This is a genomic window from Colwellia sp. 6M3, from assembly GCF_014077595.1.
Taxonomy (GTDB): domain Bacteria; phylum Pseudomonadota; class Gammaproteobacteria; order Enterobacterales; family Alteromonadaceae; genus Cognaticolwellia.
The window spans coordinates 12,877-30,060 of sequence record NZ_JACGWF010000022.1 but is presented as its reverse complement, the minus strand read 5'-3'; the positions used below and the strand labels follow the sequence as shown (position 1 = coordinate 30,060).

The 17,184-nt window shown below is 36.4% G+C and carries 20 protein-coding genes and 1 pseudogene; 17 read left to right on the top strand and 4 right to left on the bottom strand.

Going from position 1 to position 17,184, the window contains the following annotated elements:
- Positions 1-130 precede the first annotated feature (130 nt).
- Complete coding sequence (locus H4J50_RS06950) at positions 131-1,009, bottom strand: LysR family transcriptional regulator (RefSeq protein ID WP_182255315.1); 879 nt, start codon at positions 1,007-1,009, stop codon at positions 131-133.
- Positions 1,010-1,103: 94 nt separating this feature from the next.
- On the opposite strand from H4J50_RS06950, the gene H4J50_RS06945 reads away from it, so the two are divergent.
- From H4J50_RS06945 to H4J50_RS06930, 4 genes are all read left to right on the top strand, one after another.
- A complete protein-coding gene (locus tag H4J50_RS06945; RefSeq protein WP_108454776.1) occupies positions 1,104-1,607 on the top strand; it encodes a lactoylglutathione lyase family protein in 504 nt (167 codons plus the stop codon).
- A 307-nt stretch (positions 1,608-1,914) separates the two neighbouring features.
- A complete protein-coding gene (locus tag H4J50_RS06940) occupies positions 1,915-2,187 on the top strand; it encodes a DUF6482 family protein (protein WP_108454777.1) in 273 nt (90 codons plus the stop codon).
- The gene (locus tag H4J50_RS06935) at positions 2,187-2,453 is read left to right on the top strand and encodes a DUF3081 family protein (RefSeq protein ID WP_239059068.1); all 267 of its coding nucleotides are present in this window, start codon (positions 2,187-2,189) and stop codon (positions 2,451-2,453) included. Before H4J50_RS06940 ends, H4J50_RS06935 begins: the two co-directional genes overlap by 1 nt.
- Positions 2,450-2,665 carry a TIGR02450 family Trp-rich protein gene (locus H4J50_RS06930; protein WP_108454778.1) on the top strand — a complete coding sequence of 72 codons (216 nt, stop codon included), beginning with the start codon at positions 2,450-2,452 and terminating at the stop codon, positions 2,663-2,665. Before H4J50_RS06935 ends, H4J50_RS06930 begins: the two co-directional genes overlap by 4 nt.
- Positions 2,666-2,818: 153 nt before the next feature.
- Here H4J50_RS06930 and H4J50_RS06925 read toward each other — a convergent pair whose 3' ends face one another.
- Positions 2,819-3,235 (bottom strand): DUF3429 domain-containing protein, encoded by a 417-nt coding sequence (locus H4J50_RS06925; RefSeq protein ID WP_108454779.1) that lies wholly within the window; start codon positions 3,233-3,235, stop codon positions 2,819-2,821.
- A 147-nt stretch (positions 3,236-3,382) separates the two neighbouring features.
- On the opposite strand from H4J50_RS06925, the gene H4J50_RS06920 reads away from it, so the two are divergent.
- The 13 genes from H4J50_RS06920 (at position 3,383) to H4J50_RS06860 (ending at position 14,335) form a co-directional block, all read left to right on the top strand.
- Positions 3,383-3,898, top strand: a complete 516-nt coding sequence (locus tag H4J50_RS06920) for a DUF2878 domain-containing protein (RefSeq protein WP_182255314.1) — start codon at positions 3,383-3,385, stop codon at positions 3,896-3,898.
- On the top strand, positions 3,888-4,511 hold the full coding sequence (locus H4J50_RS06915) for a chalcone isomerase family protein (protein WP_182255313.1): 624 nt from the start codon (positions 3,888-3,890) through the stop codon (positions 4,509-4,511). The genes H4J50_RS06920 and H4J50_RS06915 overlap by 11 nt, the downstream gene beginning before the upstream one ends.
- Positions 4,508-5,068, top strand: coding sequence for a DUF3833 domain-containing protein (locus H4J50_RS06910; RefSeq protein ID WP_182255312.1), 561 nt, complete (start codon positions 4,508-4,510; stop codon positions 5,066-5,068). Before H4J50_RS06915 ends, H4J50_RS06910 begins: the two co-directional genes overlap by 4 nt.
- 248 nt (positions 5,069-5,316) lie before the next feature.
- Positions 5,317-5,892 (top strand): LON peptidase substrate-binding domain-containing protein, encoded by a 576-nt coding sequence (locus tag H4J50_RS06905; protein ID WP_182255310.1) that lies wholly within the window; start codon positions 5,317-5,319, stop codon positions 5,890-5,892.
- Positions 5,893-5,961: 69 nt separating this feature from the next.
- Positions 5,962-6,588: a sigma-70 family RNA polymerase sigma factor gene (locus H4J50_RS06900; RefSeq protein WP_108454784.1), complete on the top strand. Its 627-nt coding sequence runs from the start codon at positions 5,962-5,964 to the stop codon at positions 6,586-6,588.
- Positions 6,581-7,270 carry a ChrR family anti-sigma-E factor gene (locus H4J50_RS06895; protein WP_182255309.1) on the top strand — a complete coding sequence of 230 codons (690 nt, stop codon included), beginning with the start codon at positions 6,581-6,583 and terminating at the stop codon, positions 7,268-7,270. The genes H4J50_RS06900 and H4J50_RS06895 overlap by 8 nt, the downstream gene beginning before the upstream one ends.
- A gap of 11 nt (positions 7,271-7,281) precedes the next feature.
- Positions 7,282-8,241, top strand: a complete 960-nt coding sequence (locus H4J50_RS06890; protein ID WP_108454786.1) for a DUF523 and DUF1722 domain-containing protein — start codon at positions 7,282-7,284, stop codon at positions 8,239-8,241.
- A gap of 20 nt (positions 8,242-8,261) precedes the next feature.
- The gene (phrB, locus tag H4J50_RS06885; protein WP_182255308.1) at positions 8,262-9,665 is read left to right on the top strand and encodes a deoxyribodipyrimidine photo-lyase; all 1,404 of its coding nucleotides are present in this window, start codon (positions 8,262-8,264) and stop codon (positions 9,663-9,665) included.
- An 85-nt stretch (positions 9,666-9,750) separates the two neighbouring features.
- Positions 9,751-10,227, top strand: a complete 477-nt coding sequence (locus tag H4J50_RS06880; protein WP_239059069.1) for a nuclear transport factor 2 family protein — start codon at positions 9,751-9,753, stop codon at positions 10,225-10,227.
- Positions 10,227-10,985, top strand: coding sequence for an SDR family NAD(P)-dependent oxidoreductase (locus tag H4J50_RS06875; RefSeq protein ID WP_182255307.1), 759 nt, complete (start codon positions 10,227-10,229; stop codon positions 10,983-10,985). The genes H4J50_RS06880 and H4J50_RS06875 overlap by 1 nt, the downstream gene beginning before the upstream one ends.
- On the top strand, positions 10,985-12,268 hold the full coding sequence (locus H4J50_RS06870) for an NAD(P)/FAD-dependent oxidoreductase (protein WP_182255306.1): 1,284 nt from the start codon (positions 10,985-10,987) through the stop codon (positions 12,266-12,268). The genes H4J50_RS06875 and H4J50_RS06870 overlap by 1 nt, the downstream gene beginning before the upstream one ends.
- Positions 12,261-13,106: a DUF1365 domain-containing protein gene (locus H4J50_RS06865; protein WP_182255305.1), complete on the top strand. Its 846-nt coding sequence runs from the start codon at positions 12,261-12,263 to the stop codon at positions 13,104-13,106. The genes H4J50_RS06870 and H4J50_RS06865 overlap by 8 nt, the downstream gene beginning before the upstream one ends.
- A 2-nt stretch (positions 13,107-13,108) precedes the next feature.
- Positions 13,109-14,335 (top strand): cyclopropane-fatty-acyl-phospholipid synthase family protein, encoded by a 1,227-nt coding sequence (locus tag H4J50_RS06860; RefSeq protein ID WP_182255304.1) that lies wholly within the window; start codon positions 13,109-13,111, stop codon positions 14,333-14,335.
- 97 nt (positions 14,336-14,432) lie between these two features.
- Here the strand turns inward: H4J50_RS06860 and H4J50_RS06855 are convergent, their stop codons facing one another.
- Both H4J50_RS06855 and H4J50_RS06850 read right to left on the bottom strand, forming a co-directional pair.
- A complete protein-coding gene (locus H4J50_RS06855) occupies positions 14,433-16,565 on the bottom strand; it encodes a bifunctional diguanylate cyclase/phosphodiesterase (protein WP_182255302.1) in 2,133 nt (710 codons plus the stop codon).
- A gap of 6 nt (positions 16,566-16,571) precedes the next feature.
- A pseudogene (locus H4J50_RS06850) lies at positions 16,572-17,072 on the bottom strand (Rab family GTPase); the annotation flags it as partial.
- Between the last annotated feature and the right edge of the window lie 112 nt (positions 17,073-17,184).

Sequence of the window (17,184 nt, the reverse complement as noted above, 5' to 3'; positions counted from 1 at the left end):
AATCAAATTAATTGATCCATATTGGTGCAACTGATTTTTGTACTTAATTAAGAATAGTATGGTTTAAGAGGTCACGCGGGAGGTTTTTTATTCTGACTGTAAAATATGGTATTAATACTTATACCAAAACTTATATTAAGCCAATAAAATCAATAATTTTTCTTTTAATAAACTTACTGCGATTATTTTCCAGCGTGTGGCGGTTTTGACATAAATACAGAGTTTCATTCACCGAGTGCTCTAATTTATGCACTTTTAGTGCTTTTTGATTACTAAAAGCATTTACAGCATGTAAAGGTAATACGGTAAAACCAATCCCTCGACTCACTGGCTCTAAAATTAAGCTTATTTGGTTAGAAAAACCGCGATGTTCAAGTTGATTTATATGTTCAAATTGTGAGTGGTTTTTACTCAGTAAAAGTTGTGCATGATGTTGACCGTCGGGATGATTTATAAAGCCAATTTTGGTTAGCTTCCTCCACTCGATGTTGCTGACATTATGTGCAGTCACTAACACTAAAGGCTCCACGGTAACTTCTTGGCTAACAATATTCTCAGCCTTGCACAGTTCCGTAACCAAGCCAATATCAATCTTACGTTCAACTAAATCTTGCGCTATATTTTTATTTGGCGCAAATTTGTAATCTATCGCTAATTTGGGGTGCTGTTGTTGAATATCGAGCATATAAGGGTAAAGCTTTAAACCAATACTACCGGGTGAAGCAATCGTGACAGTGCCAGTATATTGGTCATCATATTTTATTGATTTTTCTAGTTCAGCTGAGCGCTGTAATAAATTTTGACCTTGTTGATTTAATTTAGTGCCCGCGTCTGTGAGTGAGAAAGATTTACCTTCGCGGATCAGTAAAGGTGTACTGAGTTGCTGTTCTAATTTTTTTACTTGTTGGCTTACTCCAGACTGGGTCATAAAAAGCATGTCAGCGGTTTTAGTGAAGTGGCCTACTTCAACTAATGTGCAAAAAGTTTTTAACCAAACAAGATTTATCATAACGAAATGTACTTATAATCATAATTAATGATAATTTCTTATAATTTATAATGTTCACTATACTTTGTCTATCAAATTAAAAGAGGTTATTCACATGAGCAAAGCATATCCAAGAACATTTTCACACATAGGAATTTCAGTGCCGAGTGTAGAAAAGGCGGTTAAGTTTTATACTGAGGTTTTAGGTTGGTATTTAATTATGGAACCAACAGAAGTTGTTGAAGACGACAGTGCCATAGGTGTTATGTGTACCGATGTATTTGGCGCCAATTGGGATAAATTTAAAATTGCCCATATGTCGACAGGTGATCGTATCGGTGTTGAGTTATTTGAGTTTAAAAACCAGCAAAATCCAGATAACAATTTTGAATACTGGAAAACAGGTGTATTTCACTTTTGTGTACAAGATCCAAATCTTGAAGAGTTAGTAGAAAAAATTGTTGCTGCTGGTGGTAAAAAGCGTATGGCCGCGCCGCGTTATTATTACCCAGGTGAAAAGCCTTACCGTATGATATACATGGAAGACCCGTTTGGTAATATTCTTGAAATTTATAGTCACAGCTATGAATTAACTTATTCACAAGGTGCTTACCAGTAACTGTGATGGTTATTGCTAGCCAAACAGCTTATAAATTTAAGCTGTTTGGTTTTGAATGCTTACCTAATCATTATAAGGTAGGCATTCAAAGCTACCCGCTTTAGGGGATACTTGTTTATGAATACACTGTCCTATATAAATTACTTCAGTAGATAAAACCTTCCACTTCATTAAATCTGCATACTTCTTTATTCAAAATAAAATACGCTATTAATGCCGCTAATATTGAACTTAATTGTTAATAGAAACGTATAACATTACTAACTAAAAGAGATAATTAATGCGGACATAAATCAGGAGGTTTAGCGTGCAATCAAGTTCAACATCAACTACTTTTTTACAACCCTTGATTATCGCTGTGGGCGATACTAATCATTACCTCGTCGGTGTTGTCGACTCAAACAATAACTTTTCAGGGCTTAAACAAAAATCAGTACAAGTTGTTGCTACAATAGTTGAAGCTAAAGCCTATTTAAGACGTAATGATATTTTTTCTGCGATGCTTGAATTAAACTGTGCTTACGATGAAATGTGTGGGCTACCTAGCAGTGCCCGCTATAGACAAAGGATATTATGCTAATGATGAAAAATAATAATGTTGCCTTGAGCGATTTATTACAGGTGTTCAATATAGTAACGACTCAAGGAAGTAAAGTTGAGGGTAACTATGAATTTGAAGGCATTAAAGCATGGCATGATTTTGATGGTTACACCTGCTTTTTAGGTTATAAAGATTTGACATTGACCCTATTATTTCACGGTCGTTATACTTTTGACTTTCAAGAACAAGAAACCATGGACGCTTTTTTAACTAAAGTTAACAAATTATTGGTATCAGCAGTATGAACAGAGTTAATCCTAAAGTACTGATAAATAGTAAGTGGACTAAGCTCAGTGTTGAAAACCGAGAAAAGCATTTTGTGATTACGCAGGTCGAGTTTGATGAACACAAGAATGTTGTTGAATGCATAATAACGGCGGTGATTAACCATAATGAATACGCGATTAATTGGCGTGATTTAAAAGAACCTAAACTTTGGCGCTTTGGTTGGCAATAATACCTATTTTGAATGGAGATTAAGATTATTTAAATCTGATTTTAATCCCAACCTTACTCTTTAAGCCATTAGATTTTAACTACTTATTTTTAGACCTAGTTAGCTAAATACTCATTGTTAAATTCAACTTACCTGTGTAGTAAAATCTAGTCATTAAATACACCAAATTACAAAAGCTATAATGTGCATAGTAACGACTAAGGCCGTAAGGTGCATGCGCATTTGTAAATAGTTATAATTTTCTGGGGCGGCATGATCAAAATGGTATTCGCAAAGTAAAGACAATAGATAAATTTTTGATAAGGCCACCAGTGCGATATAACTGGGTAAAAATAGTGTCAGAAAAGCGAGTAAACTAAAGAGATTGCTTAAAACCTGCAGTTGAATACTGACCTTGTCAGTGTCTTTACGCCATAGGGTACCAGCAATAAAACTCAGTATAATTGCACTGTAAAATATAAAAACCTTTTCCGCAGGTATGCTTAAAAATTTTTCAATATAATTGCCGAAAGCGAATGTGAGTATAAAAGGTATTAGCCCTAAATATCCTAAGTATTGTTTTATATACATTATAAGTTGTACCGCATTTTAATGACTTACTCCTCTTACATACGACGATTTCTTGCACTTAGATCATAAATTAGTGCTTAAACTAATCCGATTTTCATTTTATTACGTATGAACCAATACAATCGTAAAAGAATGCTAGGTACTATAATGAGAATAAAATCTCCCTTGTGGAATTTGGTCGGGTTCAATATTGCTTGGTTTGGCCTAGTTTTTATTGGCGATTTATTTATTCCTGTTGCCGCGGTTTTGTTCATCGTGCAACTTTGGGCTTTTCAAAGTACTAAAAATGAACTGCTGTTAATCTGTTTGGTAGCCACCACAGGTATTTGGTTAGATTATGCTTTAGTTTATTTGGGTGTTTTTATTTTTCCAGAGACTAACGGTATTCCATTATGGCTAATCACACTTTGGATTGTTTTCGCGGGTACCATTCGACATAGCTTGGCGTTTCTTGAAAAATCGAAGTTATTACAATTTTTCACCGGCGCAATATTTGCGCCACTAAGTTACCTTGCCGGTGCTAAATTGTCTGTGGTTTATTTGGTGCCATCGTTAGGGGGTAGTTATGTATTACTCGCTTGTATATGGGCACCATTAATGTTGATGTTTTTTGCACTAAGTCGTTGGATACTTGTATTAAATGAAGAAACCCATGCTGTTTAGCACTAAAATTTTACCGGTGCTGGTAGCACTTATTTACTTATGTTCATTTCACGTTGCTGCTGATTACACTACAGAGTTAGTGGCAAAAACAAAGCCTAGTCTCACAGATAAAAACTGCGAAGCGGTTGAACGGCAATGGGTTAAGCCTAATAGCTTAACAGAGGATATTACCGAACAACGTTTTACCTTATTGGGCAGGGCTAAATTTTCGGTGCTATTTTGGGATATTTACGAAAGCTCGCTATCAACTGCTGATGGCCAACGACCTTTTAGTCATTTATGTCAGCAGTTATTGTTTGAAATTCATTACTTACGCGATATTAGTAAAAAAGATTTATTAGATAATACCGTTTCTCAGTGGCAACATTTATCGCTTAAAGAAAGTGAGTATTCAGCTTTTTTGCCTTTACTTGAAAGTATCTGGCAAGACATTAAGAAAGGCGATCGATTATCAATGCTAACTCAGCAAAACAAAACTGTATTTTATTTGAATCGCGAACATATTGGTGAAATTGAAAGTTCAACTTTTGCTAAAACATTCTTGGGTATTTGGATAGATGAAAACACCAGCGAGCCTAAATTAAGATTAAAACTTCTCGGAGATAATGTATGAAGCAATATGTAAATTTTATGGCGGTTTTTGGCTTAGTACTCGCCCTTAGCAGCTGTACAGCACAATTAGAAGATTACCAGACAACATCTCCTAAGCTAGATATACAAGAATACTTCAATGGTAAGTCGATTGCATGGGGAATGGTGCAAGATTACAGCAGTAAAGTTACGCGTCGTTTTTGTGTTGAGCTTGACGGCGAATGGCAGGGCAACGAAGGTATATTAAAAGAAGTATTTTATTTTACTGATGGAGAGGTTAGCTACCGAAACTGGCAGTTAACAAAATTAGAACAGGGTAAATATCGGGGCCGAGCTGAAGATGTAGTTGGCGAAGCTAATGGTCAGCAAAAGGGGTTTGCTTTTCAGTGGCAGTACAATTTAATGGTGCCTATCGATGGCGATGTTATTGAACTCTCACTTGATGATTGGATGTATCAAATCGATGAATATCGAGTTTTTAATCGAACTAATATGAAAAAGCTGGGTGTCACAGTTGCCGAAATAACCTTGTTTTTTGATAAACAGTTACCGATTAAAAATTGTCAGCTAAGTGTTTGATGCTTTTATATCGCTTTTGTTATTAATAAGTTTGTTATCAATAAAGTAAAATACAATCTTGCTAAAGGCTTATTAAAAATATCTATTTATTTATGATCTTATTTTAAATGTTTTACGTATAACCAATATATACATTCTACTCCCGCTGTGTAACACCTTGCCTCTTTATGAGGCTTTTTTTTTGATCGTTTTTTGGTTTATCTACGTATAACCACTATCTAATAACATATATGAGTTACTAAAAGCCGATGCCTACTCTTAACTTACCTATTTTTCCGTTGCCGATATTTATATTGCCTCAAGGAATTACACGACTACGCATATTTGAAGCTCGTTATTTAAAAATGGTATCGCTAGCAATGAAAAACCAAGGCTTTGTTATTTTTAGTCATGATAACAGTGAGAAAGTTAATACCATGAAAGTAGGCAGCTGGGTTGAAGTAATAAACTTTGATCAAGGTGAAGATGGTATTTTATTAATTGATGTTCGTTGCAAGTGCCTTGTGGACATTCAAGCGATTACCCAAGATAAAGTTAACCTTCATCATGGTGATGTAACGCCTAAAAATCATTGGCCAGATACCAGTCTAGATAAAACTACAGGTGAACTATCAGCCTCTTTAAATAAACTTTTTAGTGAAAATACAGAGTTAGATGAATTATATCAGAAGCCGTGCTTTTCATTGGGTAACTGGGTAGTTGCTCGTTGGATGGAGCTTATCCCCTTAAAGCTCGCTGAAAAAACGTTATTCACGAATCAAAATTCGTATAACCAAGCGAAGCAACTTTTACAGCGCATAATTTTAACCGATGAAGGTATTTAAATATTAATGTGATCTAATCATGTTTTGTCTGCGTATTAGTCAATATAAGTAAAATAATAGGTAAGAAACATGCAGTTATTGCATTCAGAGTTGCCAAGTCATAAAGCAAATGCTACATCTAGTCTTATGACTAATAAAATCGATCATCCCCAACTTTGTCAATGGCTTAAATCGATAGCTGATGACAGAGATAAACAAGCATTTACTGAAGTGTTTAGTTTTTTCGCACCCAAAATAAAACGCATAGCGCAAGGCAAAATAAATAGTGAGGCACTTGCAGCAGAAGTTGTGCAAGACACCATGACGAATGTCTGGAGAAAAGCACACCTATTTGATGAAAGCAAAGGTGCGGCAACCACTTGGGTTTATACCATCATGCGTAATGTTACTTTTGATTTGTTACGTAAAATGAAAGCGAATAAAGAAGACAACCTCAGTGATGATATATGGCCATTGGCAGAATCTGAAAATACAGAGGAAGAAGTATTCAGTGACCATATTCAAAGTCGTAATTTAAAAGGCATTATTGATACGCTGCCCGAAAACCAGCAACAGGTGGTTAAAGGATTTTACTTTTTGGAAATGTCACAAGAGCAGCTTGCTGTTCACTTAAATCTACCACTAGGCACAATAAAGTCTCGACTTCGGTTAGCACTTGGCAAGCTGAAGTTGAAATTAGGAGAAGACCATGATTAAGCATCACCCTAAATTTGCGTTGTTAAAAAGTTTTGTGGATGGTGACTTACCCGCTTCACTTGCGGCAGGTATCGCAATACATGCTGACATGTGTCCAATCTGCCAACAAAAGGTTGCTCACCTAACAGAACAAGTTGCTGAAGCCAGTTTTGAGCAAGACCTATTCCACAGTGCTCCAATTTTGGGTAATGAAAGTTTGTCTGAAACTTCAGAAATGAATTTTGATGACATTATTAGTCAAATTACAGCCACTGATGATATAGCACCTGCAAAAATTATTGCGGACGAACGTTTAATTACGTTTAAAGGAATGCAGTATTCGCTGCCACACACGCTGCACAATATGGATTTGGGAAGAACAGCACAAATTGGTAAATTATCACGCACCCGCATAAATTTAGGTGAAGGAGAAATTCACACTAATTTATTGCATATTGGTCCTGGTGGTTCAATTCCCGAGCATACGCATAAAGGTTTCGAGCTAACACTATTGCTAGCCGGCACTTTTGCTGATGAACAAGGAGAGTATGTGGCAGGTGACTTTATCATGCTAGATAAACGCCATCAGCACCAACCCGCAACAGAACATGGTTGTCTTTGCTATACAGTAGCCAATGATGCACTACACTTTACCCAAGGGATTAATAAATTACTAAACCCTATTGGTGCATTTATTTACTAGTAGAGATTGTTATGTATAAAGAATTTGACAAAGAAGATGTTATTGTCGGCATTAGTGCATGTTTAATTGGTGAAAAAGTTAGGTTTGATGCCAGCAACAAACCGTCTAACTTTTGCAATAAAGAGCTGGGTCAGCATGTAACGTATAAAGCATATTGCCCAGAAGTTGCTATTGGTATGCCGATACCTCGACCTACTATTCGTTTGATCAAAGATGAACAAGTGATCAAAGTTTCTAGACCTGACGGTTCTGGTGATGTTACTGAGGCAATAAAAGCCTACGGAAAAAAAATAGCATCACTTTCTAAAAACCTCAGTGGGTATGTTTTTTGTGCCAAAAGCCCGAGTTGTGGCATGGAACGTGTAAAAGTTTACTCGCCAAGTGGTGACCCGTTACAAGGACAAGGTATTGGTGTGTTTTCTCGAGAAATCATGAAAGCTAACCCCATATTACCTTGTGAAGAAAACGGACGTTTGAACGACCCTATTCTCAGAGAAAACTTCGTCGCTCGTGTGTTCACTTACCGACACTGGTTAGCATTAAAGGAGTCAGGCGTAAGTAAGCATAAACTTACAAGTTTTCATGCCCAGTATAAATACACACTAATGAGTCATGATCTTGTTGCTTACAAGCAGTTAGGGCGTTTGCTAGCGAGTGCTGATATTGCAGTAGAGACAATGGCCGAGCAATATATAACTGGGTTAATGACGGCATTAAAGCGTGTTGCTACACGTAAAAATCATGCGAATACGTTATCTCATATCCAAGGCTATTTTTCTAAGCACCTTAATAAAGATCAACGTAAAGAACTGTCACAACAAATTGATGCTTACCGCGAGGGCTTAATGCCGTTAATGGTGCCATTGACCCTGATTAATCATTATTTACTGGGGCACCCTAATGCTTATTTAGCTCAACAAGCTTATCTAAACCCATACCCTGAGTCGTTAAAACTTAGATACGGTTATTAAACCCAATTAATTATTAAGGAATGTCCTTGTTACTTTGGTTTCGCAACGATATTAGAATTCACGATAATCCAGCCTTAGATTATTTTCTCAAGCAACATCATGATGCAGAAATGGCTAAGGCGATTTTTTTTGTCAGTGAAAAACAATGGTTGGCTCATGATTGGTCAGCAATCAAAATTGACTTTATCAAGCGGCATGTTAATGCACTTGCTGAGCAGCTATTGTCGTTAAATATTGCTTTAGAGGTTGTGCATTGTGATGATTTTTCAGCGCAAATTACCTACTTAAAGCAATACTGTACTCAGCATAATGTTAGTGAGGTGGTTGCTAACCAAGAGATCGAGTTTAATGAAAAGCAACGTGATGAAACTTGTGTTGAGCAAGGTATTCCATTACACATGTTTGAAAGCGACGTTATTGTAAAAAAAGGCCAAGTGCTAAATAAAACAAATGAAATGTATAAGGTGTTTACCCCTTATAAACGTGCTTGGCTAACTTATGTAAAGCAACATGGTTTTTCTTATTTAGGCAAACCTAGCCCCAATATTTCAGCTAAGCAGGCTGAAGAAGCTAAACTAAACTTCAAACCACCATTAGATTGTGCAGGCACCTCAGATTTATGGCCTTTAGCTGATCAAGTTGAACAACAGGTTATTCCAGAATTTTTTGAATATAAAGTAGCTAATTACGGTAAAAAACGTGATTTCCCTGCGATTAAAGCGACGTCTGGCTTATCACCATATTTAGCCATAGGTGCTATTAGTCCACGCTATTTACTCTTATTATTTACTCAGCGATTTCCTGATATTTTAGTTGCCTCAGACAGTGAAGAATTTACTTGGTTAAATGAATTAATTTGGCGAGAGTTCTATCGAAATTTAATTTTTCATCGACAAGATCTGTCCAAACATGAGTGCTTTAACCCTAAATATCGCGCTGTAGTTTGGCCTAATAATCAAACGTTATTTACACAATGGTGCGAAGGGAAAACTGGTTATCCGTTAGTCGATGCGGCGATGAGGCAGCTGAATCAAACGGGTTGGATGCATAATCGATTACGTATGGTAGTGGCAAGCTTCTTAACTAAACACTTGTTAATTGATTGGCGCTGGGGAGAAAAATACTTTATGCAGCAGCTAATTGACGGTGATCTTGCGGCAAATAATGGCGGTTGGCAATGGGCAGCAAGTACTGGCTGCGATGCTCAACCTTACTTTCGTGTCTTTAATCCGATCAGACAAAGCGAAAGATTTGATCCAAAAGGTGAGTTTATACGTAAATTTATACCAGAGCTGGCGCAATTACCGGATAAAGAAATTCATTTTCCTCATCTATATATTGCTAAACAAAAGTTATCACTCTATTGGCCAGCTATCGTTGAACACAAGCAAGCGAGATTATCGGCACTTGAATTTTATCGGTAGTTAGTTATGGCGGGTATTTAGTCTCGGTAAAAACTTTATATTTTTGTTTTTAAGAGTTTGAATATTATGAAAAATAAGAGTATTTATGTTAAATAAAAAGGTTATGGATGTTGATGAGTTAAGTGAACATGTTCAAAATTCATTGTGGTTAGTTAAATTTATTAACATTTACCAAAAGTTATCTACCGATAACTTGTCTTTGTTAGCAGACGTCTATCATCGCGATATCGTGTTCAAAGATCCCATGCACCATCTAAAGGGCTTTGAGCAATTAAACGATTACTTTAATCAACTTTATACAAAACTGAGTTATTGTGATTTTGTAATTGAACAAGTCATAGCGCAAGATTCTGAGGCGGCTATTTATTGGCAAATGCGCTTTCAACATCCAAAATTAAACTCAGGCAACATGGTAAGCGTGCAAGGCAGTTCTCACCTAAAAGGCCTTGATGACAAAGTTATTTATCATCGAGATTACTTAGATTTAGGCGCTATGTTATATGAGCAATTACCTTTTTTTGGACGCATTATTCGCTGGTTTAAAAAGAGGGCAGTATCTTAATGGCTAACCAAAAAACAATTCTTATTACAGGTGCAACGTCGGGCATAGGCGAGTCATTATTACAGCGCTATTTAGCCAATGGTTATCAAGTTATTGCTTGTGGGCGAAATGAAGAAAAACTGAAACAATTGTCAGATCAAAATAGCGATGTTATTCCACTAGCTTTTGATATTACTAATATCGAGCAAATTTGTAATGCGGCGAATAAGCTTACTGAAATAAAACATATTGATATTTTAATGCTGAATGCTGGTGACTGTCGTTATATAGACAACGCTAAGTCATTTGACGGCGCTCTATTTGCTAGCGTAATTGCCACAAACTTACAGTTTTTAGGTTATATGCTAGAGAACTTCCTACCTAAAGTAGCCGTGGGTGGACAAGTGGTTTTTGTCAGCTCTAGTGCCACTATATTACCTTTTCCTCGGGCCGAAGCTTATGGTGCATCTAAAGCTGGAATAGACTATCTAGCAAAGAGCTTACGTTTAGATTTAAAAGCAGAAAATATAGCGGTTACTTTAGTGCATCCAGGGTTTATTAAAACCCCATTAACCGATAAAAATGACTTTCCTATGCCGTTTTTACTGACCAGTGAGCAAGCAGCTAACAGAATTTACCAAGGGGTTAATGCGCGTAAATCTTATTTGCAATTTCCTAAAAGACTGACATTTATAATGAGATTATTTGCACTGCTGCCTGATTTTATTTGGCAGAGTATTGCTTTAAAAAATGAAAATAATAAAAGGAATGATAAATAATGAAGCGTATTGCCATTATCGGAACAGGTGTTTCGGGCTTAACCGCAGCTTATTTGCTTTCGAAAAAGCATCAAGTCAGTATTTTTGAAAAGTCTTCTATCATTGGTGGGCATACGGCAACCGTTGATGTTGAGTTGGCTGAGCAGCACTACGCAATTGATACCGGTTTTATTGTTTTTAACGATAAAACCTATCCTAACTATTTAGCACTACTGGACGAAATAGGGGTTGGTAAACAAGAAACCGAAATGAGTTTTTCTGTGCATAACTCTGATTCAGGTATGGAATACAATGGTCATAACCTAGATACGTTATTTGCTCAACGTCGCAATATATTTAATCCTAAGTTTTGGTGGCTAGTAAAAGAAATTCTTAGGTTTAATAAGCTGTGTAAGAAAAGTTATCAAGCTAAAAACTATGATAAAAGTTCAACATTAGGCGAGTTTTTACAAAAAAACGACTTCGGTTATTATTTTGCTGAGCATTATATTTTGCCAATGGGAGCGGCTATTTGGTCTAGCTCTTTGGTACAAATGCAAGATTTTCAATTTCATTTTTTTGTGAAATTTTTTCATAATCATGGTTTATTAAATATAGCTGACCGTCCTCAGTGGTATGTTGTGCCGGGTGGCTCTAGAAGTTACTTAGCTCCGCTGTGTGAGCCCTTTGTTGATAATATTCATCTTAATGCTGATATCAAAAAGATCACAAGAGAAAATAACCAAGTCCAATTATGTTTTGCTAATGGTGAAGTACAAACCTTTGATGAAGTCGTTATAGCGTGTCATTCAGACCAAGCATTAGCATTGCTGGGTGATGCCAGTCAGCATGAGCAAGAAATACTGGGTGCTATTCCCTACAGTGAAAACTCAGTCGTTTTGCATACCGATATTAATTTATTACCAAAAAGAAAAAAAGCGTGGGCAAGTTGGAATTACCAGCTAAGTGCCAACAGAGCTAAACCTGCCAGCGTTACTTATAATATGAATATATTACAAGGACTGAACTCGTCACATACTTTTTGTGTAACCTTGAATCAACGTGAAGATATAGAACCAAGCAAAATTTTACGTGAGTTTATTTATCATCATCCGGTATTTTCAACGGACTCAATAAATGCTCAACAACAGCGTCTAGCTATTTGTGGGCAACAGCATACTCACTTTGCGGGCGCATATTGGTATAGCGGTTTTCATGAAGACGGTGTTAGAAGTGCAGTAGATGTTGCACAACGTTTTGACTGCTATTTACAACAAAGTGGGCCATCACAAAATAATGGTTGAACCTTCAACACATAGCCGCATTTATCGTGGCCAAATTCGACATAGACGATTTACACCTAAGTCGCATAGTTTCAGTTATAAACTCTATATGCTGGCGTTAGATGTTGATGAAATGCAAGCTCAGCAAGCCCCGCCAGGAATTTTTGGCTTTTCCTGGTACAACTTGTTGAGGTTTAACCAAAAGGATTACCTAAGAGGTGAACCTAAAAGTCTTAAGCTCCGTATAAAGAATAAAGTAGCGATGTTATCCGGTTTTGAAGATATAAGTCGCATTAGTATGCTCGTTCAGGTTAGGTGCTTGGGGATTTATTTTAGTCCTGCCAATTTTTACTTTTGTTATGACGTTAATAATACTTGCACACAAGTATTGGTTGAAGTGAGTAATACACCCTGGAACGAAAGACATTATTATTTAGTACCGTTAGTTAACAGCGATATTAATAATGAAGAGGCAATGTCGCATTCTACGGATAAAGATTTTCAGGTATCGCCTTTTATGGATTTAAACATGTGCTACAAATGGCGCTTTAAAGCGCCAAGCGAAAATAGTTCAACACTATTAGTACATATAGAAAACCATGTAAATGCTGATAGTAATGCAGTTGCCATAGTAGATAGCAAACTAAAGCAAGAACGCAAAATATTTGATGTAACAATGAATTTAATTAAAGCGCCATTTACACGCACTTCGTTATGGCAACTTTGGCTGAATATACCGGTAATGACGTTGAAAATTGTATTAGGTATTTACTGGCAAGCCCTGAAGTTATTCTTGAAACGTATACCATTTATTGGTTATCAGAAAAGTAAACAAACAAATTCTAAAACAGGGGGTTAGTGGTGGAACAAGTGTCAGGTTTAAAAATAAAAAAACAAGCAAATTGGCTAGACAAACGTTGTCGCAGTTTGGTTTTTTCAGCATTCGCAAAGATTAACTATGGTCAAATAGAGTTAGTTGATAATACTGAGCGTTTTCTTTTTCCTGAGTTTGCTGAAAACAAATCGTTACTTGGTCGCATTAATATTCATGACAGCAGCGTATATAAAGATTTTGTTAAAGGTGGCTCTATTGGTGTGGCAGAAGCCTTTATTGCAGGAAAATGGAGTAGCCCAAATTTAACGACGGTTATCCGTATATTTGCTCGCGCTCAGCAGGAGGTTGATAGCCTTGAAAAGAAAAACCCTTGGCTAACGAAGCTCAAGTATGCATTGCTTCACCGACGTAATCGTAATAGTCAGGCGGGTTCAAAAAAGAATATTCTTGCGCATTATGATTTAGGTAATGAACTTTACAGTCGGTTTCTTGATCCTGAAATGATGTACTCATCAGCTATTTATCCTAATGAAGAAGCAAGCTTAGCAGAGGCACAAGTTCACAAAATGTCGACTATTTGCCAGCGTTTAGAATTAACTGCAGATGACCACTTATTAGAAATAGGTACTGGCTGGGGCGGCTTAGCAATTTATGCCGCACAACATTATGGCTGTAAAGTAACGACAACCACTATTTCTGATGCACAGTATGAGTATGCTAAAAACCGTATTGAACAGCTTGGGCTTGATGACAAGATAACCTTGTTAAAAAAAGATTACAGAGACTTAACTGGTGAATACGACAAATTAGTTTCAATAGAAATGATAGAAGCCGTTGGTTTTGAATACTTACCGAGTTTCTTTAAACAATGTAATGAAAGATTAAAACCTGGCGGTAAACTGTTAATACAGTCGATCACTATTGCGGATCAGCGTTTTGAACATTACAAACAAAATGTCGACTTTATTCAGCGTTATATTTTTCCTGGCGGTTTTTTACCCTCGGTTACCGTACTGACACAAAACTTAACGCAATATACCGATTTAGTGACTGAGTCGATTAACGATATGGGTTTAGACTATGCAAGAACGCTCGCAGATTGGCGAGAAGCTTTTTTACAGTCTTGGCCTGAGCTTAAACCTTTTGGTTATGATGAGAAGTTTAAACGTCTTTGGCTTTATTATTTTGCTTATTGTGAAGGGGCTTTTCTAGAGCGCTCAACCAGTACAGTTCATTTAGTCGCTAGAAAGTAATATTTACAATATATATCTAATCAAGTTTATATAAAACATGAAAATCCCAAACTTAGTTCGTTAATCTAAGTTTGGGATTTTGTTTTCAGTGAACATTTTATTGTTGTTCATTAAGTAGTTTTATAAAATGAACTATACTAATTGGTCGACTAAACATATAGCCTTGCACCGAGTTACAGGCATTATCAACGAGAAAACTTAATTGCTCTTGTGTTTCTACACCTTCAGCAGTAACACATAAATTTAAGTTATGTGCCATCGCAATAACAGCACGTACTATGGCTTTGTCGTTATCATCGGCAACAATTTCTTTAATAAATGAACGGTCGATTTTTAAATAGTCTAATGGTAATTTTTTCAAGTACGAAAGTGAACTGTAACCCGTACCAAAATCATCTACCGACACACTCATTCCCATCTGTCTCGCTTTACTTAAGAGCTTTTCTGCAACAGAGTAATCATCAACCAATACATCTTCAGTCACTTCTAACTCTAATAAACAAGGGTCAACTTGGTTGTCTTCAATACTGGCTTTCAAATAGGTAAACAGATTACTATCGGCAACTTGAGAAGGGGATAGGTTCATTGATATTTTAATATCGAACCCTAGGTTGCTAAGTTCTTTTGAAATTTCACAAGTGCGATTAATTACCCATTCTCCAATCGCAATGATCAAGCCGCTTCTTTCGGCGATTGGAATAAAATCATCAGGACTAACCAAGCCGTTTTTAGGGTGATTCCAACGGATTAATGCTTCAGCTTTATTGATGCAATTGGTTTTAATGTCAATAATAGGTTGTAAATATAATTCAAACTCATTGTTTTTAATGGCTCGTCTTAGCTCTTGCTCAATTATAATAAGGTGCTGTGAAGCATCTTTCATCGATTGAGAGTAAAACTGGATTGTATTCTTTTTATTTTTCTTTCCATTGTATGCACTCAAGTCGACAAACTTCATCAATTCATCAACATTGCGAGCATCATTAGGATAATTAGCCGCACCAACGCTAATACTGATATGAAAGCTATTGGGCTTTTTAGTGTGAAATGGTTTATTTACACTGTCAATAATACGCGAAATGGCTGATTCGCAACTCGATTGATTATCAATATTTGCAAGGATTATCGCAAACTCGTCTCCACCTACACGGGCAACAAAATCTGATGACTTTACGGCGGCATTAATACGCTTACTTAATTCAGCAAGTAGTTTGTCGCCTTCTTCGTGACCATAAAACTCGTTGTGGCGTCTAAATTCATTAATATCGATATAAAGTAAATAAAATGGACTATCACTAATAATGTGTTTTTCTAGTGTTTGCAAAAAAGCATAGCGGTTAGGCAACTCTGTTAGCATATCTTGCATAGCAAGCTTTTCGTTACGCTGTACCAAGTGCTTAATAGTACTGATATCGTTGGCGAATATTATCCAGTTTTCAACTTCGTGAAGCTTATTTATAACGGGGTAAAATGCAACTTTTAACCATTTGAGCGTTGATGGTGGTGAAATCCAACATAATTCACCATCCCAACTCGAGTGGGTTGCCAATATTCGTTCATATTCTGGTAATTGATTCTGCATCAAATTAAGAATTATGTTTATTGGCCTTGTCGGCTCTGAACTGAGTAAGTTCTGTTCTTCAAAAAGGCTTAAGGCCGCGGAATTTTCTATATTGGTATTAAAGTCACTGCTGGCGATAAATACCGCAAACTCAGCGTTTTCAATAACCTTCGCAAGGGTTTTTAAAATATGACTTTGTTCTGTAGGCTGATTTAAAATAGACAGTAATCGAGTATGCAAATACTCGTTTTTTAGAAAAAGGCGATCATATGAAAGTAAAACTTCACGTGCTACTTGTTTGGTTTTTTGTTGAAAATCAAAATCTTCTCGTTGGTTTGTTATAATAAGCAGATTATGTTGGTCTTGCCTTATAGCGGTAGCTTCTAAGTGTAACTCTTTATTATTTAACGTCGTTTCGGTCCACAAGCCTGAGCGTAATCTGCCATTTTCTGGTACTTGCCATAGTAATGTGGCGTCATAGAGAAAATCGAGTAAGAAAGGTGTTTCTTCATTGATGGTGAATTCTTGCTTGTTACCCGATTTTGGAAATAAGTCATGCGCCCATTCGCCATCACCTTCAACCCATTTTACAGTGCCTGTGGTGGTATCGGTTACTTCTAAAACAATTTGTTCTAAAGCATTAATTACTTTATTCAGTAGCGACGTCATATTTACTCAATCCTTTAATAATAACTTAGCTAAGGCTAAAAACATGTCTTCGACATTCTCTCCTGTTTTAGCGCTAGTTGAAAACTGCATTTCAAATAAGTCTTTGTAAACCTTATTTTCTTCGGCTTCTATATTCCAAGTGGCAGGTAAGTCTTTTTTATTAATAGTTAATATAGCGGGGCAGTCAGTCACTTGTCGCGCGAGCGTATGGATATCTAACCCTTCATGAAAAGAAGTTGTACGGGTTTGGTCAACAACGATGATATAGCCTGCAGCACCACGTAAATACCTTTCTTGGAAAACGTTATAAGTGTCATTACCTTCCATGTCCCATAACATGAACTGAACTTGTTCATTTTCGAAAGTTATAGTTTTTTTATCTATTTTCACACCAATAGTGGTGAGATACTTCTCACTAAAAATACCTTCAACAAATTGTTTAACCAAACTTGTTTTACCAACACTGGAAGCCCCTAAAAGGCATATTTTCTTTTGAATCAAAGTGTCCTCTCCATGTTCGACAGTTTGTTGGTTTTATTAAGCTTTTAATTCTCGCTTTGCATAAACTATACGCGTTATTAGTCTGATTAAAATACTACTCTTTTTTGTATAATAGTCA